Origin of the sequence: Oribacterium sp. KHPX15, from assembly GCF_900107835.1 — a bacterium.
In the GTDB taxonomy this organism is placed as follows: domain Bacteria; phylum Bacillota; class Clostridia; order Lachnospirales; family Lachnospiraceae; genus Oribacterium.
This window is the reverse complement of record NZ_FNRG01000006.1, coordinates 76,901-100,188: the sequence shown is the minus strand read 5'-3', so window position 1 is coordinate 100,188 and position 23,288 is coordinate 76,901. Positions and strand designations below refer to the sequence as shown.

At 44.0% G+C, this 23,288-nt stretch carries 19 protein-coding genes, 3 tRNA genes and 1 other RNA gene; 21 read left to right on the top strand and 2 right to left on the bottom strand.

Annotated features, from left to right (window positions below; all coding sequences use genetic code 11):
- The first annotated feature begins 10 nt into the window (after window positions 1–10).
- The 18 genes from BLV86_RS05930 to uvrA all read left to right on the top strand — a co-directional run bounded on the left by BLV86_RS05930 (window position 11) and on the right by uvrA (window position 17,575).
- Window positions 11–82: transfer RNA gene (locus BLV86_RS05930), tRNA-Gln, on the top strand.
- 5 nt (window positions 83–87) lie between these two features.
- Window positions 88–160 (top strand) — tRNA-Lys (locus tag BLV86_RS05925).
- A 141-nt stretch (window positions 161–301) separates the two neighbouring features.
- Entirely contained in the window at window positions 302–1,231 is a 930-nt protein-coding gene (locus BLV86_RS05920) for an EAL domain-containing protein (protein WP_090815586.1), read from the top strand.
- A 196-nt stretch (window positions 1,232–1,427) separates the two neighbouring features.
- Window positions 1,428–1,508: transfer RNA gene (locus BLV86_RS05915), tRNA-Leu, on the top strand.
- 390 nt (window positions 1,509–1,898) lie between these two features.
- Entirely contained in the window at window positions 1,899–2,741 is an 843-nt protein-coding gene (locus BLV86_RS05910; protein WP_090815584.1) for a hypothetical protein, read from the top strand.
- A 134-nt stretch (window positions 2,742–2,875) separates the two neighbouring features.
- Window positions 2,876–5,293, top strand: a complete 2,418-nt coding sequence (locus BLV86_RS05905) for an AAA family ATPase (RefSeq protein ID WP_090815583.1) — start codon at window positions 2,876–2,878, stop codon at window positions 5,291–5,293.
- A gap of 80 nt (window positions 5,294–5,373) precedes the next feature.
- The gene (locus BLV86_RS05900; RefSeq protein WP_090815581.1) at window positions 5,374–5,796 is read left to right on the top strand and encodes a cytidine deaminase; all 423 of its coding nucleotides are present in this window, start codon (window positions 5,374–5,376) and stop codon (window positions 5,794–5,796) included.
- A 95-nt stretch (window positions 5,797–5,891) separates the two neighbouring features.
- Window positions 5,892–6,593 carry a purine-nucleoside phosphorylase gene (deoD, locus tag BLV86_RS05895; RefSeq protein WP_031553549.1) on the top strand — a complete coding sequence of 234 codons (702 nt, stop codon included), beginning with the start codon at window positions 5,892–5,894 and terminating at the stop codon, window positions 6,591–6,593.
- A gap of 62 nt (window positions 6,594–6,655) precedes the next feature.
- Window positions 6,656–7,438, top strand: a complete 783-nt coding sequence (udp, locus tag BLV86_RS05890; protein ID WP_031553550.1) for a uridine phosphorylase — start codon at window positions 6,656–6,658, stop codon at window positions 7,436–7,438.
- 11 nt (window positions 7,439–7,449) lie between these two features.
- Window positions 7,450–7,974: a nucleoside deaminase gene (locus BLV86_RS05885; protein ID WP_031553551.1), complete on the top strand. Its 525-nt coding sequence runs from the start codon at window positions 7,450–7,452 to the stop codon at window positions 7,972–7,974.
- Between the two features lie 82 nt (window positions 7,975–8,056).
- Window positions 8,057–8,791, top strand: a complete 735-nt coding sequence (locus BLV86_RS05880; protein ID WP_090815579.1) for a thiamine diphosphokinase — start codon at window positions 8,057–8,059, stop codon at window positions 8,789–8,791.
- 571 nt (window positions 8,792–9,362) lie between these two features.
- Entirely contained in the window at window positions 9,363–10,673 is a 1,311-nt protein-coding gene (locus BLV86_RS05875) for an AI-2E family transporter (RefSeq protein ID WP_049962430.1), read from the top strand.
- A gap of 290 nt (window positions 10,674–10,963) precedes the next feature.
- A complete protein-coding gene (gene kduI / locus BLV86_RS05870; protein WP_031553559.1) occupies window positions 10,964–11,809 on the top strand; it encodes a 5-dehydro-4-deoxy-D-glucuronate isomerase in 846 nt (281 codons plus the stop codon).
- A 90-nt stretch (window positions 11,810–11,899) separates the two neighbouring features.
- Window positions 11,900–12,454, top strand: coding sequence for an SEC-C metal-binding domain-containing protein (locus tag BLV86_RS05865; protein WP_031553562.1), 555 nt, complete (start codon window positions 11,900–11,902; stop codon window positions 12,452–12,454).
- Window positions 12,454–13,470 carry an Hsp33 family molecular chaperone HslO gene (gene hslO / locus BLV86_RS05860; RefSeq protein ID WP_090815577.1) on the top strand — a complete coding sequence of 339 codons (1,017 nt, stop codon included), beginning with the start codon at window positions 12,454–12,456 and terminating at the stop codon, window positions 13,468–13,470. The genes BLV86_RS05865 and hslO overlap by 1 nt, the downstream gene beginning before the upstream one ends.
- A gap of 229 nt (window positions 13,471–13,699) precedes the next feature.
- Window positions 13,700–13,897, top strand: a complete 198-nt coding sequence (locus BLV86_RS05855; RefSeq protein WP_029200034.1) for a cold-shock protein — start codon at window positions 13,700–13,702, stop codon at window positions 13,895–13,897.
- 191 nt (window positions 13,898–14,088) lie between these two features.
- The gene (locus tag BLV86_RS05850; RefSeq protein ID WP_242873249.1) at window positions 14,089–14,598 is read left to right on the top strand and encodes a Gx transporter family protein; all 510 of its coding nucleotides are present in this window, start codon (window positions 14,089–14,091) and stop codon (window positions 14,596–14,598) included.
- 145 nt (window positions 14,599–14,743) lie between these two features.
- Entirely contained in the window at window positions 14,744–17,575 is a 2,832-nt protein-coding gene (gene uvrA / locus BLV86_RS05845; protein WP_090815573.1) for an excinuclease ABC subunit UvrA, read from the top strand.
- Window positions 17,576–17,627: 52 nt separating this feature from the next.
- On the opposite strand, the gene ssrA is transcribed toward uvrA, so the two are convergent.
- Window positions 17,628–17,973: a transfer-messenger RNA gene (gene ssrA / locus BLV86_RS05840) on the bottom strand.
- A gap of 317 nt (window positions 17,974–18,290) precedes the next feature.
- On the opposite strand from ssrA, the gene BLV86_RS05835 reads away from it, so the two are divergent.
- Window positions 18,291–18,791, top strand: a complete 501-nt coding sequence (locus BLV86_RS05835; protein ID WP_031553571.1) for a helix-turn-helix domain-containing protein — start codon at window positions 18,291–18,293, stop codon at window positions 18,789–18,791.
- Between the two features lie 81 nt (window positions 18,792–18,872).
- Here BLV86_RS05835 and BLV86_RS05830 read toward each other — a convergent pair whose 3' ends face one another.
- Window positions 18,873–19,721: a DUF5688 family protein gene (locus tag BLV86_RS05830; RefSeq protein ID WP_090815571.1), complete on the bottom strand. Its 849-nt coding sequence runs from the start codon at window positions 19,719–19,721 to the stop codon at window positions 18,873–18,875.
- Between the two features lie 508 nt (window positions 19,722–20,229).
- Between BLV86_RS05830 and BLV86_RS05825 the strand changes: the two genes are divergently transcribed.
- Both BLV86_RS05825 and guaA read left to right on the top strand, forming a co-directional pair.
- A complete protein-coding gene (locus BLV86_RS05825; RefSeq protein WP_090815570.1) occupies window positions 20,230–21,603 on the top strand; it encodes an NCS2 family permease in 1,374 nt (457 codons plus the stop codon).
- A gap of 133 nt (window positions 21,604–21,736) precedes the next feature.
- The gene (guaA, locus tag BLV86_RS05820; protein WP_090815568.1) at window positions 21,737–23,278 is read left to right on the top strand and encodes a glutamine-hydrolyzing GMP synthase; all 1,542 of its coding nucleotides are present in this window, start codon (window positions 21,737–21,739) and stop codon (window positions 23,276–23,278) included.
- The last annotated feature ends 10 nt before the right edge of the window (window positions 23,279–23,288 follow it).

Sequence of the window (23,288 nt, the reverse complement as noted above, 5' to 3'; positions counted from 1 at the left end):
AGGCTAAAGTGGGGCTATCGCCAAGCGGTAAGGCACAGGCCTTTGACGCCTGCATTCGTTGGTTCGAATCCAACTGGCCCTGTTCATGAGGCTGTAGCTCAGTCGGTAGAGCACTTGACTTTTAATCAAGTTGTCGCGAGTTCGAATCCCGTCAGCCTCATCTCTTATGTATTTTCCTTGATGATTGATTCATCAAGTTTTTTTTATTTTAAAATTCTTTTAATCCCGATATCTTCTGAATATCCGGTCAAAAAACAAATCCCAAGAATTTAATCAAATATAAAAGTAAGGAAAAAAATATATGTTAAACAACTATGCTTATTTCAGCTTTGGAAACATAGCTATAAATCCCTTTCTATATCATTTTTTTGAAAAAATAAGGAATGCCGCAACATTAAAAACCCGCGAAAAATACCTGCCTTGCACAGAGCAGAAGACTCTTACGGAAAAGTCCATAATTGCAAACTTTGACTACGCTTTGAAACACAGAGAATTCAGAATTTACCTGCAGCCCCAGATGGATCCCTACGGGGATCTGATAGGCGCGGAAGCTCTGGTTCGATGGCGAAAAGACAGCAACACCATCATTCCGCCAAATGCATTTATCCCTATTCTTGAAAAATCCGATCTTATCGGCAAGCTTGACAGTTACATATGGGAGCTTGCTGTCTGTAAGCTCAGGGAGTGGAAGCATACAGAATTTAAAGACCTCCACATTTCCATCAATATATCCCCCAAAGATATGGAACTCATGGATGTTTTCAAGGTCATAACTGATCTTGTACATAAATATGATGTAGATCCGTCAAGGCTTCACCTCGAGATAACAGAATCCGTTATCATAAAAAATCCCTCTGTTGTAAACAATCTCATTATGCGTCTTAAGAAGGCCGGATTTCTGATCGAGATCGATGACTTCGGAAGCGGTTACTCTTCACTGAATATGCTTAAAGACATCAATGCCGACGTGATAAAGATCGACACGGGATTTCTCAGCAAATCTTCAAACGAAGACCGGGGAGAGATAATTCTGGATTCTATCATCTTTATGGCTAAACGTCTCGGCATAGGAACCGTAACCGAGGGTGTAGAAACACCAAATCAGTTTGCAATGCTTAATTCCATGGGATGTGATGTCTATCAGGGCTACCTTTTCTCAAAGCCCGTTTCCGTCAAAGACTTCGAAAATAAATACAGTAATCTCTGCAGGAAAGAGCTGATTCCTTCATAAATGTCCCGCCTTTATTTATTTCCCGACAGCTTTATGCCGAAATAAAACTCAGAGATTAAAGCTCCCAAAAGTGCGTTAATAGAGGAGGGACGGAGTTCCCGGCTCTTTTTGAAAATAAATTACCGGGTCAAAAAACACTGGATAATCCGCCTCTCATTTGCTAAGATAAGACGGTGATTGTATCATACACAAACGTGAGGTTGTGGCGGAATTGGCAGACGCGCAGGATTTAGGTTCCTGTGTCCCTGACGTGTGGGTTCAAGTCCCATCAACCTCAGAAATCAAACAAACGGCAGAAGCCCCATTCCCTCAGGAATTACGTGGCTTCTGCCGTTTTTGTTTTTTCCTGGTTTTCCGCCATTTCAGAAAAACGACAAGCTTGTTATTCCGGTACTTAACATCGGACTTCTCGATGATGTCTGCCCAAGTCCCCCCGGATTCCCATATGACTCCGGGTATTATACTGTGAAAGTAATGAAAGAATTTTTCTTTTGATCCCGGATATGCAAAAAAAATACGTCAAATTTTCGACTCAACTATGCTATTATTATATATAAGATTTTGTTCGTGATAATCAGTCAAAACAGAAGGAGATGCATATGAACAGGACTCCTCCCACCTGCTAAAGCAAGTGGGTTTCTGTCCATGACAACGAAAGGATATTATTATGATAAATCCAAATACATCAAACTTCATAAAGTCAATGAACCTCAAAGCTTCAACTTTTAACAGTCCGTTTGATACGAAGGACATTACTGCCAAAAGTGTAGTGAATAAAAAGACATCAACATCTAAACGTTTAATTAAACTGCAGGCGCTTTCGATGGCGTTTTTCATGCTCCTCGCATTTCCCGCGGAATCCCTCGCCTATACCATCATAGGAGAGGGAACCATCGCAAATACCGGAATGAGTGAACCCACTTACGCCATGAATCCAAACGCCCGGGGTATAGATGCTTCAACAATGACATTGCAGCAGATAGAAGACGCAAAGGGTGCCTGGCTGTGGGCTGACACCACAGGAAACGGGCTGGCAGAAAGATACTATTTCCTGAATTCCGATTCTTATCTTGTCAACACCGTCACCCCGGATGGATTAACAGTGGATCCCCTTGGTCGGTGGACAGTTAACGGTCATGTCATGGTTCGTATGAGCAGTGATCAAAATGCTGTAAACCTGGCAAAAGTGAGAGCTGCCCAGCTGCACGGAAACAGCTTCACCGGAATATATTCCGGTCCCATAACGTTCCAAAACACAAAGACAAAATACTATACCATGGAGATTACAGAAACCTCCGAAACCGTGCTCAATGTACTTCTGCTGGACGATGATGGCCTTGATACAATCACCTACACCTACGTCGGCAAGAATATTCCTCATCCCGGCATCATAATGTTTAAATCAAACCAAAAGGATCAGGAATCATATTTATTATTCTCTGATTACAATACAATCGTTTATTACAATTACGATGGCAGTATTGCAGGACAGCTTTCAAAAATAGGCTGAGAATAAAGCCTGTTTATTGACCGTCCCTCATCAGAGATAATAGATAAAAAATATACGCATATATAAGATCCGACAGGGTCTGCATTTATATTTCAGATTTAGCCGGCGAAAAAAAGCGTTTATAGGAGAGCTTTATGAGAGCATTAACAGTTTTTATTGACGAGCAGTGGCTTGCCGCTGTTTCGGAAAAAGACATGAGTGTTCCTTCACACATCATTGCCAAGGACATGACAGAACAACTTCCTCTGGAAGTACAGTACCTTGGAGTCACAAAAACCACCTTTATCTATGATGAAAATGTTCTTGACGAGGAGAAAGCGGTTTACTACCTTAGACAGATTCTCCAGAACAGATTCGAGATGGATTACGATGTTCAGGAAGCCATAATCAACTACAGAATCAGCGCCCTCAGTGATGAGGACGAAGAAGATGATGAATCAGAGCAGAATGAACCTGAATCCGGAGGCACTCATAAGAGAAAATCTTCCGGCAAAGAATCCCATACCGAGAAGCTTACCGGTTTCGAAGAAGGCGGCAGCAAAGAAAGCGGCCATGAACAGGCAAAGGGGGCATCAAGCCGCAAACGCATGAGGACAGCTCCTGATACATCCACGAAGGAGGATTCCGAAGACTCTGATGATACAGAAATAGTAACAGTAGGGGAAGAGGGCGCCGGCACCCTGGGTAAGCCTTCCAAAAAAGGCAAGGATCAGGATAATGTAAAATCCAAAAAATCCGAGAAAAAGCTCGGACAGGATCCCATCTCCTTCGGAAACAAGAAGGAAGACGGCGACATCGCCCCGGCTTTTCAGAGAATAAAGAATCTTAAAGGAAGTGACAGTCTCATTTCACTTTGCGAACGCCTGAACCGCATCGCTCCGGCTCTTCAGACAGAGGAGTTCATTGATGTCCTGGAGGACAGAGCCTATCTTTTCTCGGCAGAGCAGGATATAGGCATTAACGCCAGAGTCTCAATGTTTTTCGATCTCATGCGTGATGAGAATCTGCTTCCGTCAGAGTACGGCGGCTGTGAGATACAGCTTGCCTGCGGAAGATCCATAGGTCTTCCCACCACCATGGCAAAGCAGTTCATAGTCCAGACCGAGGCCAGTATGTACTGCATAGATATCAGCGCCTGGGTTGGACAGATAGACGATCCTGAGTTCAGAGATTTCCTTCTGTTCCTGTACGGACAAAAGGATATGTACAGATATGTTTTCAGGATACCCTACGTTGAGAAGAAGATCCTTAATCAGGTAGCGGATGTAATAGGGGATATCTTTACTGTCGAAGTGGTAACACTTCCTCCTCTTAACCAGAAGCTTCTTGAGGAAACAGCGGTTTCCCAGCTTGAGGATTACGGCTACAGCATTTCCCCGGAAGCTCTGACCATATTCAGAAAACGTATAGCGGAAGAGAAGTCCGATGGACGTTTCTATGGAATGAATACCATAGGAAAGATAGTTAAGGAAATGGTTCTCAAGAAGCTGGAGCAGAGCATCACGGAAGAAGAAAAGGATAAACCGGATGCAAAGAATGAAAAGAAAAAGTCATCCAAAGCTTCAGAAAATAAAAAGCACACAGAAGAAAAGAGCCTTACGGAAATTACCGGCAAAGACATTGGCGACCTTATAGTAAAGCACCACGATACCTCAACTCCGGAGCAGGAGCTTGTGGATATGATCGGCACCGAGGAGGTCCGTGAACAATTAAATATCCTCATTAAGGAAATGTCGGAAACGAAACAGCCTCTCAATATAAGGTTTGTGGGTAATCCCGGAACAGGCAGAACTGTTGTGGCGAGACTTCTCGGCGATATCCTTCGTGAGAAAGGCATTCTCAAAAAGGGCGAGATCATAGAGCACAGCATGAAGGATCTCATGGGAACAGTCCCGGGAGAAACCGTTCCAAAAACTCTCAGCATATGCAGAGATGCTCTGGACTCCATACTCTTCATAGATGAGCCATATCCGGAAATCAAAGAGATGGTTGGCGATTTGGATGAGGAAAGCGAAGATTTTGACGATACTGATGAAGATAACGACAAACCTGAATATGACTTCCATAAGGAAGCGCTGGAAACTCTTATCTCGGAAATGGAAGCCAACAGGAATCTGGTTGTAATCCTTGCACTCACATTCGAAGAACTTGAAAAAGTACGTAAGGATGTTCCTGACATAGATAAGGTAATGTACAGTGAAATCGAGTTCAAAGACTTCAGCAGAAAGGAACTCGGCGATATATTCCTCAGGATGGTCCGCAGAAATAAGTTCAGTCTCGAGGAAGGACTCCGTGAAGAGATCCTTAAGTATTTTGACAAGCTTCCGGAAAAGGTTACAAAGTCCGGCAAGTTTACCAACGCCCGTTATGTAAGAAATCTTTTTGACATGACCTGGTCAAAAACTCTTCTCCGGGCTGAGATCGACCAGAATGACGGACGCCTCATAACCAGACAGGACTTCCGCCTGGCTGCTTCGGAAAGTGCCGAGATACTTAACAAGAAGGAACCCCGCAAATATCCTCTGGGTTTCAGGCTTGAGACTGATGATTAAAGGCACTTCGGGATCAATGCTTTCGACCTTGAAAATTCCGGACCGAGTTTACATTCCGGACATCCGGGAAAGGCAAAAATATGACAGATATTGACTTAAAAACACTTATAGAGAAGGCACTGGACATGCGAAACTTTTCCTATGCCCCATACTCTCACTTCAGGGTAGGGGCCGCACTCCAAAGCTCCGACGGCCGGATCTTCGGAGGCTGCAACGTGGAGAATTCCAGCTACGGGGCAGCAAACTGTGCCGAAAGGACAGCATTTTTTAAAGCTGTAAGTGAAGGAGTAAAGGATTTCAAACGTATCGTGATCACAGGAGGACTTGAGGGTGAACCTTTACAGTATGCCTCGCCCTGCGGCATCTGCCGGCAGGTCATGAGGGAATTCTGCAATCCTGACACCTTCGAGATCATACTTGCCAGGAGCACGGAAGACTACAAAATTTATACATTGGCCCAGCTGCTCCCTGAGAGCTTCGGACCGGAAAACCTGCTTCAGTAAAAATAACTATAAAAGAAATCCACCGGGGACGGTGGATATAACCAAGGCCAGTCAGGGCCCCTGACTGACACATAAATTCTAGGAGGAAATGAAAAATGCCAACACCGCACAACAAAGCAAATCTTGGAGACATTGCAAAAACTGTCCTTATGCCGGGAGATCCCCTTCGCGCAAAGTACATCGCAGAAACCTATCTTGAGAATCCCGTATGCTTCAATACAGTAAGAAATATGCTGGGCTTCACCGGAACCTACAAGGGTAAGAGGGTTTCCGTCATGGGCGGCGGAATGGGCGTGCCTTCCATCGGCATCTACAGCTATGAGCTTTACAACATGTACGACGTAGACAACATTATCCGTATCGGCTCTGCCGGAGGTTTACAGGACGACCTCAATCTCAATGATGTCATCATCGCCATGGGTGCCTGCACGGATTCCAACTACGTATCACAGTTTGAGCTTCCGGGAACCTTTGCACCTATCGCATCCTACGGTCTTCTCGCAAAGGCAGTTGATGCCGCTGCAAACCTGAAGGTGGATGTGCACGTTGGAAATGTCTTAACCTCAGATGTATTCTACGACAAGAGAAAAGGTAAAAACGAAAGGTGGAGAGACATGGGCTGCCTTGCCGTTGAGATGGAGTCTGCCGGTCTTTACATGAATGCTGCCGCAGCACACAAGAATGCTCTTACCATACTTACCATTTCCGATCATCTTTTCAAGTCCGGTGAGCTTACCGCAGATGAGCGTGAAAAGTCCTTTAACAACATGATGCTTATTGCATTGGAGCTTGCATAGTGTGAAAAAATCATTCATTACTATTTGTGCCGCCAACTCAAAACGGCGGAATGGGGATTATTATGATTAATTATTCAGAAGACAAAACCATGTATCATATTGGCGTTGCACCGGGGCAGGTAGGACGATATGTCCTGCTTCCCGGTGACCCTAAACGCTGTGAAAAGATTGCGAAGTATTTTGATAATCCGGAATTCGTAGCGGATAACCGTGAATATGTTACCTACACGGGAACTCTCGACGGAGTTCCTGTGTCCGTTACCTCAACGGGCATCGGCGGTCCTTCCGCTTCAATTGCCCTTGAAGAGTTGTGCATGTGCGGTGCTGATACCTTTTTGCGCGTAGGAACCGCAGGTGGCATGGATCTCAATGTCGAGTCCGGAGATGTAGTCATTGCCAGCGGCGCGATACGTATGGAGGGAACTTCAAAAGAGTATGCTCCCATCGAGTGGCCCGCTGTCCCGGATTTTGAAGTGACCTCTGCTCTTAAAACTGCCGCAGAGAATCTGGGCTTCAAACATCATGTGGGAGTTGTGGAATGCAAGGATGCCTTCTACGGTCAGCACAAACCGGAGGATCTTCCCGTTAATTACGAGCTCCTGAACAAATGGTATTCCTGGCTTAAGCTTGGCTGCAAAGCCTCCGAAATGGAGTCCGCTGCCATCTTTACCGTAGGTGCCTATCTCAGGGTAAGAGTGGGCGCGGTTCTTTTCGTTATGTCAAACCAGGAACGTGAGAAGGCCGGACTCACAAATGTAATCGAACATGACACGGACAAAGCCATTCGAACTGCCATTGAAGCCATCCGTATCCTCATAAAACAGGATCAGGCGAAGGGTAAATAAGGATTGTATTTATGAATTTAACCCAGGAAGAAAAGTATATGAAGCTTGCCATCCGGGAAGCTCAAAAGGCTGCCATGAGCGGTGATGTCCCCATAGGCTGCATCATAGTCTATGACGGTACAGATCCAAACACCAAGGCAGATAAGAATGCTGAAGCTCACGGCATCCTCCCGGGAACCATCATTGGCAGGGGCTACAACAAGCGTAATAAAATGCACAGTTCCCTTATGCATGCGGAAATCATAGCCATCAGGAAAGCATGCAAGGCATTTGATGACTGGCGGCTGGAAGACTGCACCATGTATGTCACCCTGGAGCCCTGTCCCATGTGTGCGGGAGCTATCGTCCAGGCCAGGATTCCGAGGGTTGTCATAGGTGCAATGAGTCAAAAGTCCGGCTGTTGCGGTTCGATACTTGATATGCTGCATGAGGAAAGGTTCAATCACCAATGTGAAGTAACAAAAGAACTCCTTCTTGATGACTGTACACATTTGATGACGGATTTTTTCCGGAATATGAGGAACAGAGAGAAGTAAGCATTATCCCAAAAACAACAATGGCGGAAACCCACAACATAAAAGTGACGGGTTTCCGCCATATCAACGAAAGGCAAAATATATGAAGCGATGCATAATTGTCGGTGCGGGTGACTATTTCGGAATCCCGATAGAGCTAACAGAAGAGGACTACATCATAGCCGCTGATGCAGGTTATACCAATTTGAAAAAGTCCGGCATACACCCGGATCTCCTTGTGGGGGATTTCGACTCAATGCATATCGATGGGGTAGCAGGCACCACCGGTCCCGTAAAGGATCTCGACATATTTGAGGATGCCGAAAAAGCCGACTACATCCATCATCTCAGGAAAATGAAGGTTGACGGCATTGAAACAAAGGTTATAGATCCTGTGAAAAATGATCCCGACATGATGGCCTGTGTACGGCTTGGTCTCGAACAGGGCTTTACAGAATTCCATATCATAGGAGGAACCGGAAAACGCATCGATCATAGCATCGCCAATCTTCAGATACTTGGATTTCTGGCATCACGGGGCTGCCGGGGATATGTTTACAATGAATTTCAGATCATAACGGCCATACATAACGAAGCCATGAAATTTCCGGCAGAAATGAAGGGCTATTTTTCGGCCCTGGCTCTGTCGGACAGATGCCGGGGAGTTACAGAAAAAGGCTTTAAATACATTGTTAATGATGTGGAACTGCAAAACACCATGCCCACCGGAATAAGCAATGAGTTCGTTGGGACAGAGGCGGAGATAAGTGTTAAAGACGGAACCCTCCTTCTTATATATGATCAGATGAAGGTGCACAAATTCAGTTGCTGTAAATGACCAGCCTTATCGCGAAAAAAAGAAATTTTTTTATTTCTAAAATTTCTATGACAGTTTTGCACATTGCTTGAATAGAAAAATATGTTCTGTTATAATTCGCTTAAGAAGTAAATAACTGGAACGTGCGAGGCCGCACAAATTGAACCTACAAATACGACATACGGGATTCCGATATCTGAATACATAATATAATGCCTTCCGTTTGGTAAAGGACTATAGTGGTATTCGTGGGGTCTCCCACCTAGCAAACAGGCTAGGAGTCAAGCGTGTGGTACGGCGTTTTGGTCTTACTCCAAAAAATCGTATGATTTTTAAACCGGTGAGATGTTCACCGGTTTTTTTGTCAGCATCGGGAAGAAAAAAGCTCCCCCTATTCTGTTAATAAAAAGAAAATTCAGTTATACTATGCTATAATTCTTAAGTGAAGTATCATATTTATAGTAGTAAAAAGAGCCGATTAAGTCATAACCTATATCTGCTCTGAATGTGATTCTTCACTATTGTAGTTTTATATTAGACAGGCCGAAATCTTTCGCCTGATGCTTATACACAATCATCCCGGAGGACAGCAGTGAATAAAGAGAAGTGGGAAACACAGAAACGTTGGGGTATAACGGCATTCCTGGTCATAGTTGGAAGTGCCTTTGTTATACTGACCTTACACAACTTTAAAATCGTAACCGACTGGTTCAACAAGCTTATAGGTATATTATCACCCATCATAACCGGTGCTGTCATGGCTTATCTTGTGAACCCTGCCTACAAGCTTATTTATAAATATACCGGCAAGCTTCTGGACAAAGTCATCAAACCATCCCCTAAACAAAACACCGAAAATGATATTCATAAGAGAGAGAAATTCATCGCAAGAGTCAGCCGTATCTCTGCTACGATTTTTTCAGTGCTGTTTGTGTTGATAGCAGTCTTCGGACTCGTTTCAATGATCATTCCTGAACTTTCCAAGTCTTTGGGCAGTCTGTATACTACTTTGAGAGGTCTCGACGCTGATGACCTCTCAGAGATATTTGAAGTCTCGTCGGATACTCATGGTGTAGGAGAACGTATATATAATGCCATACTTGGCTTTACAAATGATACCGGTATAAGTGCTTATCTTGCTGAAGAAGTACAAAAATCAAGTGCTTCCATTCAGAACTATATTCAGAACTCCCTGCTCCCCAGCCTGAGAAATATTATGACTTCCCTGGGAATAGGAATATGGTCAGCTGTAACATGGGTCAAAAACTTCCTTATCGGTCTCATCGTCATGGTCTATCTTATCAATTCCAAGGATTCCATGCAGATAAGCGCCCGCAAGATTCTTTTCGCTATACTTCCGGAGAAGTATGCACAGAAAGTGTTATCTGAGTTAAAAGAGATTGATAAGATGTTCGGCGGCTTCATTGTCGGAAAGATCATTGATTCCTTTATCATTGGTATAATCTGCTTCGTAGTCCTGGGCATAATGGATATGCCTTACACTATGCTGGTTTCCGTTATAGTGGGAGTTACCAATATTATCCCATTCTTCGGACCTTTTATCGGAGCCATACCTTCCATCATACTTATATTGATACAAAGCCCTATCAAGGCCCTGTATTTTGCCATCTTTATCCTGATCCTTCAGCAGCTAGACGGTAACATCATCGGCCCCAGCATACTTCATGGATCAACCGGTCTCAGCAGTTTCTGGGTTCTGTTCTCCATCCTTTTGTTCGGCGGTCTCTTTGGATTTGTAGGTATGATCGTGGGAGTTCCCATCTGGGCCATCATCCTTCAGGGAGTAAAGCGCCTGACCCAGCACCTTCTGGATAAGAAAAAGCTAAATCTGGATGATCAGGGGAGACCAATAGCAGATAACATTACAAACGCAGAAAAGTAGAAGTAGAGCAGAACCGGATTCAGAACTGCTCACATTAAAGCAGACAAATTACTATTTTACGTTGTTTTAAAAGCCATCTGAGATAGTTCCCGCCAGCGAGAGCCCTCCCGGATGGCTTAGTTTTGTGTGTTTTGTGAACCGGTTTATAAAATTATATTGTAAGCGCTTTAAGTGTTGAAATTCCGCCATTCTTATGTATAATAAATATTGGTTCGGATAACCTCTTCCGGCAGAGCTCCGGACCCCATTTTTATAAACTAAAGAGCATTGTTTTTTTCAGGAGGCTATCAATGGATATAAGATACAGTGCAAATCAGAGAGATGTAAAAAGATACACAACAGAAGAACTCAGAAACGAATTTCTGATCACAGACCTTTACAAACCGGACGAAGTAGTTGCAGTATACTCACATGTTGACCGTATGGTTACATTTGGATGTATGCCTGTACATGAAACAGTTTCTCTGGACAAAGGCATCGATTGCTGGCATAATTTTGGAACACACTATATACTTGAAAGACGTGAGATAGGTATCTTCAATATCGGCAGCGGATCCGGAAAGATCCTGGTTGACGGTACAGAATATAAGCTTGGCTACAAGGATTGCCTTTACATCACAAAGGGAGCAAAGGAAGTTCTTTTCTCATCTGATGATGCAGAGAAGCCCGCAAAATTCTACATGGTATCGGCACCTGCCCATGTAAGCTACGAAACAAAGCTTATAACCATGGCAGAAGCAAACCACAGACCCTGCGGAGAGCCGGAGCTTGCAAACCAGCGTGTCATTAACCAGTTCATCCATCCCGATGTACTTAAGACTGCCCAGCTCAGCATGGGTATGACAGAGCTTAAGCCGGGTTCAGTATGGAACACCATGCCTGCTCATACACATGAGAGACGTATGGAGATCTATACCTATTTTGAGGTACCCGAGGATCAGGTTGTATTCCACTTCATGGGTGAACCTCAGGAAACAAGACATATAGTAATGCACAATTATGATGCTGTTATCTCACCTTCATGGTCCATTCATTGTGCTTCCGCAACCCATAACTACACATTTATCTGGGCTATGGGTGGAGAAAATCAGGAATTTGATGATATGGACAATATTTATACACCAGATTTGCGATAAATATAGTAGAATAGTGTGGTGGTCTGTCGTATAATGTCAGACCGAAACATTATCAAAAAGGAAACCCTGTGACAGGGTGAGGAGATTTTTATGGCAACATTACTTGAAACCTGGAGAACCCAGGCTTACGGCAACGGACTTTCAAAGGCTGACCAGGAGAGACTCTGGCAGGAGTACTTCGCACTTGAGAAGGGATTCTATGAGGAAGTACTCAAGGATCCTTCACATGTATACGAAGGAACTGTCAAGGAGCTTGCTGACCACTTCGGCATCGACGTATTCCATTTCACAGGAGTACTTGACGGAATCGACGAGTCTTTAAAGGGATATCATAATCCTATCGAAACCATGGACGAGAACACTCAGGTTAAGATCGAGATCGATCCTGAGAAGCTTTACTACAACATGGTAGAGGCAAAGGCTAGCTGGCTTTACGGACTTCCTGCATGGGATTCCATCCTTACAGAAGAGAAGCGTCATGAGCTTTACCGTCAGCAGAAGGCTTCAGGAACCATCCGCAGAGAAGGAAAGAAGATCTATCCTAACGATCAGTGCCCTTGCGGATCAGGCAAGAAGTACAAGAAGTGCCACATGCGCATAGACCAGGAAAATGAGCTCAAGGCTATGGCAGGAGCTGAACAGTAATGTCTGATAAGATCAGGACAAACATCAGTGCCGGTGTGGAGGGTAATGCTTCCGCCGGCACTGATAATGATAGAATCCTTACGGATTCTTTTGAACCGCTCAAAGCCGCGAGGCTCCCTCGATTAAAAATCGAGGGCAGTCATGATTATGTGGTAAGAGCAACTGCGGCTAATGGACTGATCAGAGCATTTGCATGCACAACCAGAGATCTGGTTGAGGAATGCAGAAAAACCCACAACACCTTCCCTATATGTACAGCAGCCATCGGAAGACTTATGAGCTCAGCGCTGATGATGGGTGTTGACTTAAAGGGTGACAGAAGCGTGCTCACACTTACCATAAAGGGCGACGGTCCTATAAAAGGATTAACAGCCACTGCCGACAACCTCGGCAACGTGAAAGGATTTGTTTCCAATGCCAATGTCCTTCTTCCTCCAAACAAAGCAGGACATCTCAACGTGGGAGAAGCTCTCGGAAAAGGCAAGCTCAGTGTCATAAAGGATATCGGTCTCAAGGAGCCCTACATCGGTTCCGTGGATCTTCAGACCGGAGAGATCGCGGAAGATCTTACGTATTATTTTGCCGTATCCGAGCAGATACCTTCTTCAGTGGGACTCGGTGTTCTTATGAACACAAACAACACTGTAAAGCAGTCCGGCGGTTTCATCCTTCAGCTTATGCCGGATGCCACGGAAGATGTTATCTCAAAGCTTGAAGAAAAGCTTTCAAACATCAAGTCTGTTACAGCCATGCTTGACGAGGGCATGACACCTGAGGAGATGCTTCAGTTTATCCTCGGTGATATGGATCTGGAGATCAATGAACATATACCTGTCCGTTTTCATTGCAACTGCAGCAGAGAGAAAGTATCAAAGGCTCTTATCTCCCTTGGAAAGAAGGAGCTTGAAGATCTGATCGCTGACAAAAAAACACAGGATGTTTTCTGTGATTACTGCGAAAAGCATTATAGTTTTTCTGTGGCCGAGCTTCAGGAACTTTATGATTCAGCAAAATAACCCCCGGAGACGTATGGTACCGGAACGGACCCCGGGGACGGAGTTCGTGGCTCATTTTCCGAATGAACCACTTACTCCGTCCCCGGGGTTCATATTATTTTTATTTATGCTTCACCCTTCAAAAATGTATGACTGGTTTGTATACATTTGATTGACCTTGATTTTGGTTTATGCTAATATTTATTCCGTTGCAGTAATTATTCTGCATTACTTTATGGAGGTATACACAATGAAGGGTACAGTTAAGTGGTTCAACAATCAGAAGGGTTATGGTTTCATTTCTGATGAGTCAGGCAAGGACGTTTTCGTTCACTATTCAGGTCTTACAGGTGATGGATTCAAGTCACTTGAAGAGGGACAGAATGTTGAGTTCGACGTTCAGGATGGCGCAAAGGGACCTCAGGCAGTAAACGTAGTTAAGCTTTAATTTTTAGATTTCCACGTACCTTAATTGTAATTAATATATTATTTGCAAGAAAAGTATCAGAGGACTAAACAGAAAAGCAAAGCGGTATCCGAAGGGATACCGCTTTTACTTTGCAATAACTTAAGCGCTGCAATACACAGTTCTTATACTTGCGATTAAAATACCCTTCGCTTATAATTACCGTTATGAAAATGTCATCAAGAAAAACAAGTTTATACGGGATGCTTCTGGCACTGGCTATGATTCTGAGCTATGTAGAAGCGATGATTCCCATCAATATAGGTGTCCCCGGAGTCAAACTGGGACTTCCGAATATAGTTACAGTCATAGGTCTTTACACATTGGGTGCTGTGCCAACATTAATCATAAGTTTCCTGAGAATCCTTCTGGTAAGCTTTATGTTTGGCAACACCATGACTCTGGCATACTCTCTGTCAGGTTTTGCACTTAGTTTCATCACCATGACCATACTTATAAAAATTGGTGGTTTCCAACGGACAGTTGTAAGTATCACCGGCGGTGTGATGCATAATGTTGGACAGCTTTTAGCTGCGGTGATATTACTTCACAGCGATGCACTGTATTTTTATCTCCCTGTACTTATGGTTGCGGGAGTTGTTGCAGGCGCACTGATAGGTTTGGTATCCGGTCTCATAGCAGACCGTATAAAGTTATACCTGAGACAGGCTCAGACCCTGTAAAGTATAAAATAATCATAAACAAAAGCGAAACATATATTCGTTATATTGATTTTCAATTTCAACCATGATACAATTGCTCGGCAAACATTTGTTTGTCGAGTTTTTTAAAGCATTTTACTTTTTTAGCACATAAACTGGAGTAGTAATGGGAAAGAATTACATTAAGATCAGGGGAGCCAGCGAACACAATCTCAAGCATGTGGATCTGGACATCCCAAGGGATGAGCTTGTTATCATGACAGGATTATCAGGCTCAGGTAAATCATCGCTGGCATTTGATACAATTTATGCCGAAGGACAGAGAAGATATATGCAGTCCCTCTCATCCTATGCAAGACAGTTCCTGGGACAGATGGAAAAGCCAAAGGTGGATATGATCGAGGGTCTGAGCCCTGCCATATCCATTGACCAGAAATCAACAAACAGAAACCCCCGATCTACGGTCGGAACCGTTACCGAGATTTATGATTACATGCGTCTTTTGTACGCCCGTGCCGGTATCCCTCACTGCCCGAATTGCGGAAGAGAGATCAGACGACAGACCGTAGATGAGATCGTGGATCAGCTGCTTCTCATGAAGGACGGAACCCGTATCCAGCTGCTTGCTCCCATAGTAAGAGGAAAAAAGGGCATGCACGAAAAGGTTCTGGACAGCGCCCGTCGTTCCGGATATGTAAGAGTGCGTATCGACGGAAATCTCTACGAGCTTTCCGAAGAAATAAAGCTTGAGAAAAACATCAGACATAATATCGAAATAGTAGTTGACCGTCTCGTCATAAGAGAGGGCATAGAAAAACGTCTGGCGGATTCAACGGAACAGGTCATGCAGTTAAGCGGAGGCCATATGACTGTGGATGTAATCGGCGGTGAGCCGGTTAATTTTTCCACCAGTTTTGCATGCCCTGACTGCGGTATATCCATCGAGGAAATCGAGCCCAGAAGCTTTTCCTTCAACAATCCTTTCGGTGCCTGTCCCGAATGTTTCGGAATCGGCTATAAAATGGAATTTGACATTGCCCTCATGATCCCCGACGAGAGCCTGAGTATAAATGAAGGCGCCATCTCGGTTATGGGATGGATGAACTCAAAGGATGAGGGAAGCTATACCCATGCCATGCTGAAGGCGCTTTCCGAAAAATATGATTTCAGTCTGGATACACCTTTTAATGAATTAAGTGACAAGGCCAGAGACATAATCATTAACGGAACAGGAGACGAGAAGGTTACGGTTTACTATGAATCCCAGTTCGGAAACGGAAATGAACATCTTGTAGCCTTCGAGGGACTTGTTTCCAATGTTAACCGCCGCTACAGGGAATGTTTCTCCGACAGGATGAAGGCAGAGTATGAACAGTTCATGCGCATAACTCCCTGTCCAAGCTGTCACGGCGCGAGACTTAAACCCTCAAGCCTTGCAGTTACAGTAGGAGATCTCAATATTTACGAGACTACAACATTATCCATTACCAAGTTCAATGAATGGGTACAGGGACTGGAGCTCACCCCCATGCAGCATAAGATTGCTGACGAAATCCTGAAGGAGATCAAAAACAGGATAACCTTCATGCTGGATGTGGGTCTTGATTACCTGAGTCTGTCACGTGCTGCCGGAACTCTTTCCGGAGGTGAAGCCCAGCGTATACGTCTTGCCACCCAGATAGGATCCGGACTTGTGGGAGTAGCCTACATACTTGATGAACCGAGTATAGGACTGCATCAACGTGACAATGACCGTCTCATCGGCACTTTGAAACATCTGAGAGACCTGGGTAACTCTGTTCTTGTGGTAGAGCATGATGAAGATACCATGAGAGCTGCCGACTACATCATAGATATAGGACCGGGAGCAGGTTCCGAGGGCGGAGAAGTAATCGCCACCGGCAATATTGACGAAATCATGGCAAACCCCCGAAGCATAACCGGTCAGTACCTGAGCGGCAAGCTGAAGATCGAGGTGCCTAAGAAAAGACGTAAGCCCAACGGATGGATAAAGGTTGTCGGTGCACGGGAAAATAATTTAAAGAATATCGATGTGGAATTTCCTCTCGGTGTATTCACCTGTGTAACAGGAGTATCGGGATCCGGCAAGTCATCTCTTGTAAACGAAATACTTTATAAATCACTGGCACGCCAGCTAAACAGAGCCCGTATCATAGCAGGAAAGCACACACGTATAGACGGCATCAAACAGCTTGATAAGATAATCGCCATAGACCAGTCACCCATAGGCCGTACTCCCAGATCAAATCCTGCAACCTACACCGGAGTGTTTGATCTCATCAGAGATCTCTTTGCCGGCACCCAGGATGCAAAGTCCCATGGCTACAGTAAAGGCAGATTTTCTTTCAATGTTAAGGGCGGCCGATGTGAAGCCTGCCAGGGCGACGGCATCGTAAAGATAGAGATGAACTTCCTTCCGGATGTGTATGTTCCCTGTGAGGTATGTAACGGTAAGAGATTCAACAGAGAGACTCTGGATGTCAAATACAAAGGAAAGAACATTTACGACGTTCTGGAAATGACCGTCGAGGAAGCCCTTGAGTTCTTTAAAAATGTTCCTACCATAACCAGAAAGATACAGACACTATATGATGTGGGTCTAGGTTATGTAAAGCTGGGACAGCCAAGTACGGAGCTCAGCGGAGGAGAAGCCCAGCGTATCAAACTCGCTACAGAGTTAAGCCGCAGACCTACCGGAAAAACCATCTACATCCTTGACGAGCCCACTACAGGACTTCATTTCGCAGATGTCCACAAGCTTGTAGTCATGCTTGATAAGCTTGCCCAAAGTGGTAATACGGTAATAGTAATAGAGCATAACCTGGATGTCATCAAATGTGCTGATTACATCATAGATATCGGCCCAGAGGGCGGAGAGAAGGGCGGCACCGTTATAGCTAAGGGTACTCCCGAAGAAGTTGCGAAGGTTAAAGAATCTTATACCGGGCACTATATAAAGAAATATCTTAAAAAGTGACAGAAAAAAGGGATATCACCCGGATGTTCATCATCCTGGTGATATCCCTTTTTAGTGGACCAGACGGGAGTCGAACCCGTGTCCGAAAACAAATTCCCTCTCCTTCTACTATCATAGTACACTTCCAAGATTCCCCATCATAGCTAAGATGTGCACGTCTTGCTATGACCGGTATCCTCTGATACGCCCATTAAGAGGAGGAACTCTTAAAGTCGTTTCTCACATAGATGAGGCCAGGTTCTCAATGTGTGAGTGCAATGAGGCTGACCACGCAGCAATTAAGCTGCGTATGCGTAACTTGTATCGTTAGCGTTTATATTTAGGTTTGAAGTTTAACGCGACTGTCTTTCGGATAGCTTCTAAAGCTGCATCGTCCCCGTCGAAACCGGTACTAGCCCTTAATACGTAATGATAATAACGGATTTATAAAGACTTGTAAATAAACCTGTGGTTTAAAAATTTGTTTTTAATTTGTACAAGATTATTTAACCAAGTCTCTTTGCGTAACCATTTTTACATTCTCCGCTTCATACTTCAGGATATAATCTCACCCGGTGGTATTAAGTAACCCGCAAAGGTTTAGTTAATATCTATATCTTACCTGTTATGGTATATAAATTTTCGCTAACTATACCTTTTTAGGTTAGAACTAACCCATTTTAGCAATGTTTTTTTCTCCTAACAAGGTTAAAATTTCTGCATAAGGAGAAGAATCATGCCATTTATTAAAAAACGTGCAAAAAGCGAAAGAGTCTATCCGGAAGATCCTGTTTACAATTCCAAAAACTATAAGATTGACTGGAGTATCATATGCAGAAACATTGAAAGACGTCGCATCGAACTGAATCTTACACAGCAGAACCTTTCAGAAATAACAGGTATACCATCACTTAGACTTTCTCAGTTTGAAAATCATTCCAAAAGCGGCAAACATCCAAACTTCCATGAAATTGTCATATTAATGAATGCTTTAAAGATGGATGCCAATGCAATGTTCGATGGAATTCTGAGTTTGGAGCCTCTAAGCAGGACAGAAAAAAATCTGAATGAACTGTTGAAAAATATAAGTGCGGAAATTGCCAGGTCTGAGCTGTACGAAAGTGCTTCGGAAAACGACAAAAGACATATGCCCAAACCTCTCAAGGTAACTCCTTTCAAATTTGATGATTCCTCTCACAAAGTGGCGGATAATAAGGGCGACTACAACCAAAGCTGAATCATGATACCTATGACCTATAGTTTTAAAATACTAAATCTGTCATAAAATTTGACCTGCAGGTTTAGAATACTTAATCTGTCATAAAATTTGGCCTGCCAGATCGATCACATATGCATGGTCACTGAGCTGGTCAATAGGATTCACCTCACAGGCATTGATATCCCTGACCATCAGATTAAGCTCTTCAAAATTCATACGGCTCACCTCCACCGGCAAAACTATAACCTCATGAACAGAAGCGGGCAGCATGAAGAGAGTGTCGTACCCGTGGCTTCTTGCCCAGTTCTTAACAGCTTTTTTGTTGAAGATCTGCACCGCACCGTTCAATCTCTTTTCATTGGAAACAACATACATGGGTACATCATATTCATCTGGATCATCAAGCTTTCCGAGAATTTCCTCAAAAACACTCCTCATAGGCTTGATGCAAATGTTTTCTTCCGAAAATGTATTTCTCTCGGCTCTTTCCCAGACCTCTTTATCACTAAGCCCTGCATTGTCCAGAATCGCCCGGCTAAGCTTAACTTTCCAGCTGCTTCCATCTTTATTGTCACCGGAGATAAACAGGAACTGCTCAATGCCTTCAAATTCAGATGGCCGCTTGATCAGGTCCTGATCCGAACTTCTCTGAACACCTATGGCCACCCTATTAAGAATATTCTCCTTTGAAATAAGTTCATCAGGGTCCCCGATATCAGGATCCTGGCTTCTTGCCATACGGCGTTCAATAACGTCGCAGGCAACTTTGGCATTTTCAAGATTTCTTATTCTTTCCGTGATATAAACGCAGGGTGAGATGATCTCATTTTTATCCTTTCTGATGGTTATTCCCGTCATAGGGACTGAATTTTTTACAACCTTGTGAATTGAAACTTCCTCATAACCGCGAGTTAATAATTCATCTCTGATCTCATATTCATTTGTCATTGTTTTTAATTCTCCTTATTTTTGAAACTTCGACCCGCAGAAAAAGGGGTCGTCAAGAAAGCTCAGGTTTACACATAAAACCTGAAACAGATGGAATTGTTGTTAGTTGAATTTTTGATTGACCTGAAAGGTCAGAACAGCCTGATAATAAAGATTTAGTTTCGGTTTAAGCGCATAACCGAAAGCTTCACAAGACGATCGAATCCCTGAAGCCCTTTTATCTTATACAAGCATTAAAGAAATATACAGAGTCAACCCAGGCTTAATAAATAATGAAAACCTGAGAAACTCTTTTGTTAAAAACCATGATTTTTTTGATCACAGTCTTCGTGCTTTACTATATTTTAGTTTCCGTCCGGTGTCAACATGAAATTATTTTTTTATAAGACTTCCAAATCATTATGTGCTAGAATTATCAATGTTTTCAAAGGGTATATGCATTGTTCCGATCTCAGAAACGGCGAAGCATATATGAATCATCCCGCAAAACAAGGAGGCATTTTTTTGTATGGAACAGTTTTTTAAACTAAAGGAACACGGTACAACTGTAAGGACCGAAGTCGTTGCAGGTGTAACAACATTTTTGACCATGGCATACATCCTTGCCGTAAACCCTAACATACTGGGTTCCGTCATGGACAGAAGCGGCGTATTCGTTGCAACAGCAATTGCGTCAGCATTGGCAACCTTCATCATGGCATTTTTTGCAAATTACCCCATCGCACTTTCAGCAGGTCTGGGTCTTAACGCATATTTCGCCTATACCGTATGTCTCGGCGAGCTTGCCGATGTTGAGAATCCTTTCACCATCGCTCTTACAGCGGTTCTCGTAGAGGGTCTTGTATTTATCCTCCTCTCGGTATTCAAGGTGAGAGAGCAGATGATCAACGGAATACCTCAGAACCTCAAAAACGGTATCTCTGCAGGTATCGGTCTCTTCGTTGCATACATAGGACTTCAGGGCGCAAACATTATCTTTTTTAATGTTAACGACGGAAGTGCTACCATAACCCTCGGAAGCTTTGCAGATCCAAGAGTTGCCCTTGCGCTCATCGGATTCATTATCATCATAGTACTTGTTAACTATGAGATTAAGGGTGCGGTTCTCATCGGAATCCTTGCTACATGGATCCTCGGAATCCTTGCCGAGTTCGCAGGCTGGTACAAAGTTGACATCGATGCAGGAGTTTACAGCCTCATCCCGGATTTCTCACAGGGATTACAGCTAGGAGGCATCGCAAACACAGCATTCAAGTTTAACTTCGGATGGGTTGCAAAGAACCTTATTCAGTTCATCGCTATAGTATTTTCATTCCTTTACGTAGACCTTTTTGACACAGTCGGCACTGTAGTCGGCGTTGCTGATAAGGCAGGACTTCTTGATGAAGAAGGCAAGCTTCCACGAGTTGGAAGAGTTCTTATGGCAGATGCTCTGGGAACAGTAGCAGGCGCATGTCTCGGAACTTCAACCATCACCTCTTTCGTAGAGTCATCTGCAGGAGTTGCAGCCGGCGGAAGAACAGGTCTTACAGCATTCACAACAGGCTGCATGTTCCTTGTATCCTTACTGCTTTCACCTATTTTCCTTGCCATCCCGGGCTTTGCAACAGCTCCCGCACTTCTTTACGTTGGAATGCTTATGGTATCTTCAGCCAAGAAGATTTCCTTCGACGGAGATATCGCAGACACCGTAGGTGCTTACCTTGCAATGCTTATGATGCCGCTTTCATACTCAATCGCTACAGGTATCATGTTTGCAATTCTTGCATGGGTTATCATCAAGGCCTGTGAAGGAAAGTCAAAGGACGTAAGCCCGACCATGTGGGTAGTATTCGTGCTTTTCTGCCTGAGAATAATTACACTTATAATGAACTTCCAGTAATTAGATTTAGATGCGTGCTCTTTGGGAGCACGCATTTTTTGCGAAAAATTATATTAATTGTATATTGATTTATCATCTGATTTTTTATACATTGATTTACAGTATCTCGTTGTTTAAAAGGTTTGGAGGAAAAATGGCAAAAGAACTTGTTGTGGTACTGGACTTTGGTGGTCAGTACAACCAGTTGATTGCAAGACGAGTACGTGACCTCGGAGTTTATGCCGAAGTTTACGCATCTTCAATCGGTCTTGATAAGATCAAAGAATTAAATCCAAAGGGTATCATCTTTACAGGCGGACCTCAGTCTGTATATAAAGAGGAATCTCAGCACATCGACCCGGCTATCTTTGATATGGGAATACCTATCCTTGGTATCTGCTATGGTGCTCAGCTTATCGCCTATGAGCTTGGCGGCACAGTAAAGACTGCACCGGTTTCAGAGTATGGTCGTACCGAGGTGCTCATCGATGAACAGGATTCTGTTCTTCGCGGTGTTTCAGACAGCACCATCATGTGGATGTCCCACACTGACTACATTGCAGAAACACCAAAAGGCTTCAGGATCATTTCCCACACAGAGAACTGTCCTGTAGCAGGAATGGAGGATCCTGAGCGCAATATTTATGCGGTTCAGTTCCACCCGGAGGTACAGCATTCTGTAGAAGGAAACAAGTTATTCCATAATTTCCTTTATGATGTCTGCGGCTGCACCGGCGACTGGAAGATGGAGACATTCGTCCAGGATAAGATTGAGGAGATTCGTAAGACTGTCGGAAACGGCAAGGTGCTTCTCGCACTCAGCGGCGGAGTTGATTCTTCAGTTGCCGCATCTCTTATGGCAAAGGCCATCGGTAAACAGCTTACCTGCGTATTTGTTGATCACGGTCTTCTCAGAAAGAATGAGGGTGATGAGGTTGAGGCTATCTTTGGTGATAAGGGTCAGTATGATCTTAATTTCATACGCGTCAATGCAGGACCTGAGTATTTTGAAAAGCTTCAGGGAGTAGAAGAGCCTGAGAAGAAGCGCAAGATCATCGGCGAGCAGTTCATCAGAGTTTTCGAACGTGAAGCAAAGAAGATCGGCGCTGTAGACTTCCTCTGCCAGGGAACCATTTATCCTGATGTAGTTGAGTCAGGTCTCGGAAAGAGCGCAGTTATCAAGTCCCATCACAATGTCGGAGGACTTCCTGAGAAGGTTGAGTTCAAGGCCATCATCGAGCCACTGCGTCTTCTCTTTAAGGATGAGGTTCGCCGTGTAGGTTTACAGCTTGGACTCCCTGAGTACCTTGTTTACCGCCAGCCATTCCCGGGTCCGGGACTCGGTGTCAGAATCATCGGCGAAGTAACTCCCGAGAAGGTTCGCATCGTTCAGGATGCGGATGCCATCTACCGTGAGGAAATCGCAAATGCAGGTCTCGACAGAAAGATCAGCCAGTATTTTGCAGCTTTGACCAATGTACGATCCGTAGGTGTTATGGGAGATTTCAGAACCTATGACTATGCTGTGGTTCTTCGTGCAGTTGAGACAGATGACTTCATGACCGCGGAAGTAACCAACATTCCTTTCGAAGTACTTGAAAAGTGCATGAACAGGATCGTAAACGAGGTTAAGGGAGTAAACAGAGTATTCTATGACCTTACGAGCAAACCGCCAGGGACGATAGAGCTCGAATAATTTCAAAGTG

Excerpts from the sequence above, each read along its gene's own strand:
- BLV86_RS05920 (WP_090815586.1), top strand. The coding sequence starts at position 302 with ATGTTAAACAACTATGCTTATTTCAGCTTTGGAAACATAGCTATAAAT.
- BLV86_RS05910 (WP_090815584.1), top strand. The coding sequence starts at position 1,899 with ATGATAAATCCAAATACATCAAACTTCATAAAGTCAATGAACCTCAAA.
- BLV86_RS05905 (WP_090815583.1), top strand. The coding sequence starts at position 2,876 with ATGAGAGCATTAACAGTTTTTATTGACGAGCAGTGGCTTGCCGCTGTT.
- BLV86_RS05900 (WP_090815581.1), top strand. The coding sequence starts at position 5,374 with ATGACAGATATTGACTTAAAAACACTTATAGAGAAGGCACTGGACATG.
- deoD (WP_031553549.1), top strand. The coding sequence starts at position 5,892 with ATGCCAACACCGCACAACAAAGCAAATCTTGGAGACATTGCAAAAACT.
- udp (WP_031553550.1), top strand. The coding sequence starts at position 6,656 with ATGATTAATTATTCAGAAGACAAAACCATGTATCATATTGGCGTTGCA.
- BLV86_RS05885 (WP_031553551.1), top strand. The coding sequence starts at position 7,450 with ATGAATTTAACCCAGGAAGAAAAGTATATGAAGCTTGCCATCCGGGAA.
- BLV86_RS05880 (WP_090815579.1), top strand. The coding sequence starts at position 8,057 with ATGAAGCGATGCATAATTGTCGGTGCGGGTGACTATTTCGGAATCCCG.
- kduI (WP_031553559.1), top strand. The coding sequence starts at position 10,964 with ATGGATATAAGATACAGTGCAAATCAGAGAGATGTAAAAAGATACACA.
- BLV86_RS05865 (WP_031553562.1), top strand. The coding sequence starts at position 11,900 with ATGGCAACATTACTTGAAACCTGGAGAACCCAGGCTTACGGCAACGGA.
- hslO (WP_090815577.1), top strand. The coding sequence starts at position 12,454 with ATGTCTGATAAGATCAGGACAAACATCAGTGCCGGTGTGGAGGGTAAT.
- BLV86_RS05855 (WP_029200034.1), top strand. The coding sequence starts at position 13,700 with ATGAAGGGTACAGTTAAGTGGTTCAACAATCAGAAGGGTTATGGTTTC.
- BLV86_RS05850 (WP_242873249.1), top strand. The coding sequence starts at position 14,089 with ATGTCATCAAGAAAAACAAGTTTATACGGGATGCTTCTGGCACTGGCT.
- uvrA (WP_090815573.1), top strand. The coding sequence starts at position 14,744 with ATGGGAAAGAATTACATTAAGATCAGGGGAGCCAGCGAACACAATCTC.
- BLV86_RS05835 (WP_031553571.1), top strand. The coding sequence starts at position 18,291 with ATGCCATTTATTAAAAAACGTGCAAAAAGCGAAAGAGTCTATCCGGAA.
- BLV86_RS05830 (WP_090815571.1), bottom strand. The coding sequence starts at position 19,721 with ATGACAAATGAATATGAGATCAGAGATGAATTATTAACTCGCGGTTAT.
- BLV86_RS05825 (WP_090815570.1), top strand. The coding sequence starts at position 20,230 with ATGGAACAGTTTTTTAAACTAAAGGAACACGGTACAACTGTAAGGACC.
- guaA (WP_090815568.1), top strand. The coding sequence starts at position 21,737 with ATGGCAAAAGAACTTGTTGTGGTACTGGACTTTGGTGGTCAGTACAAC.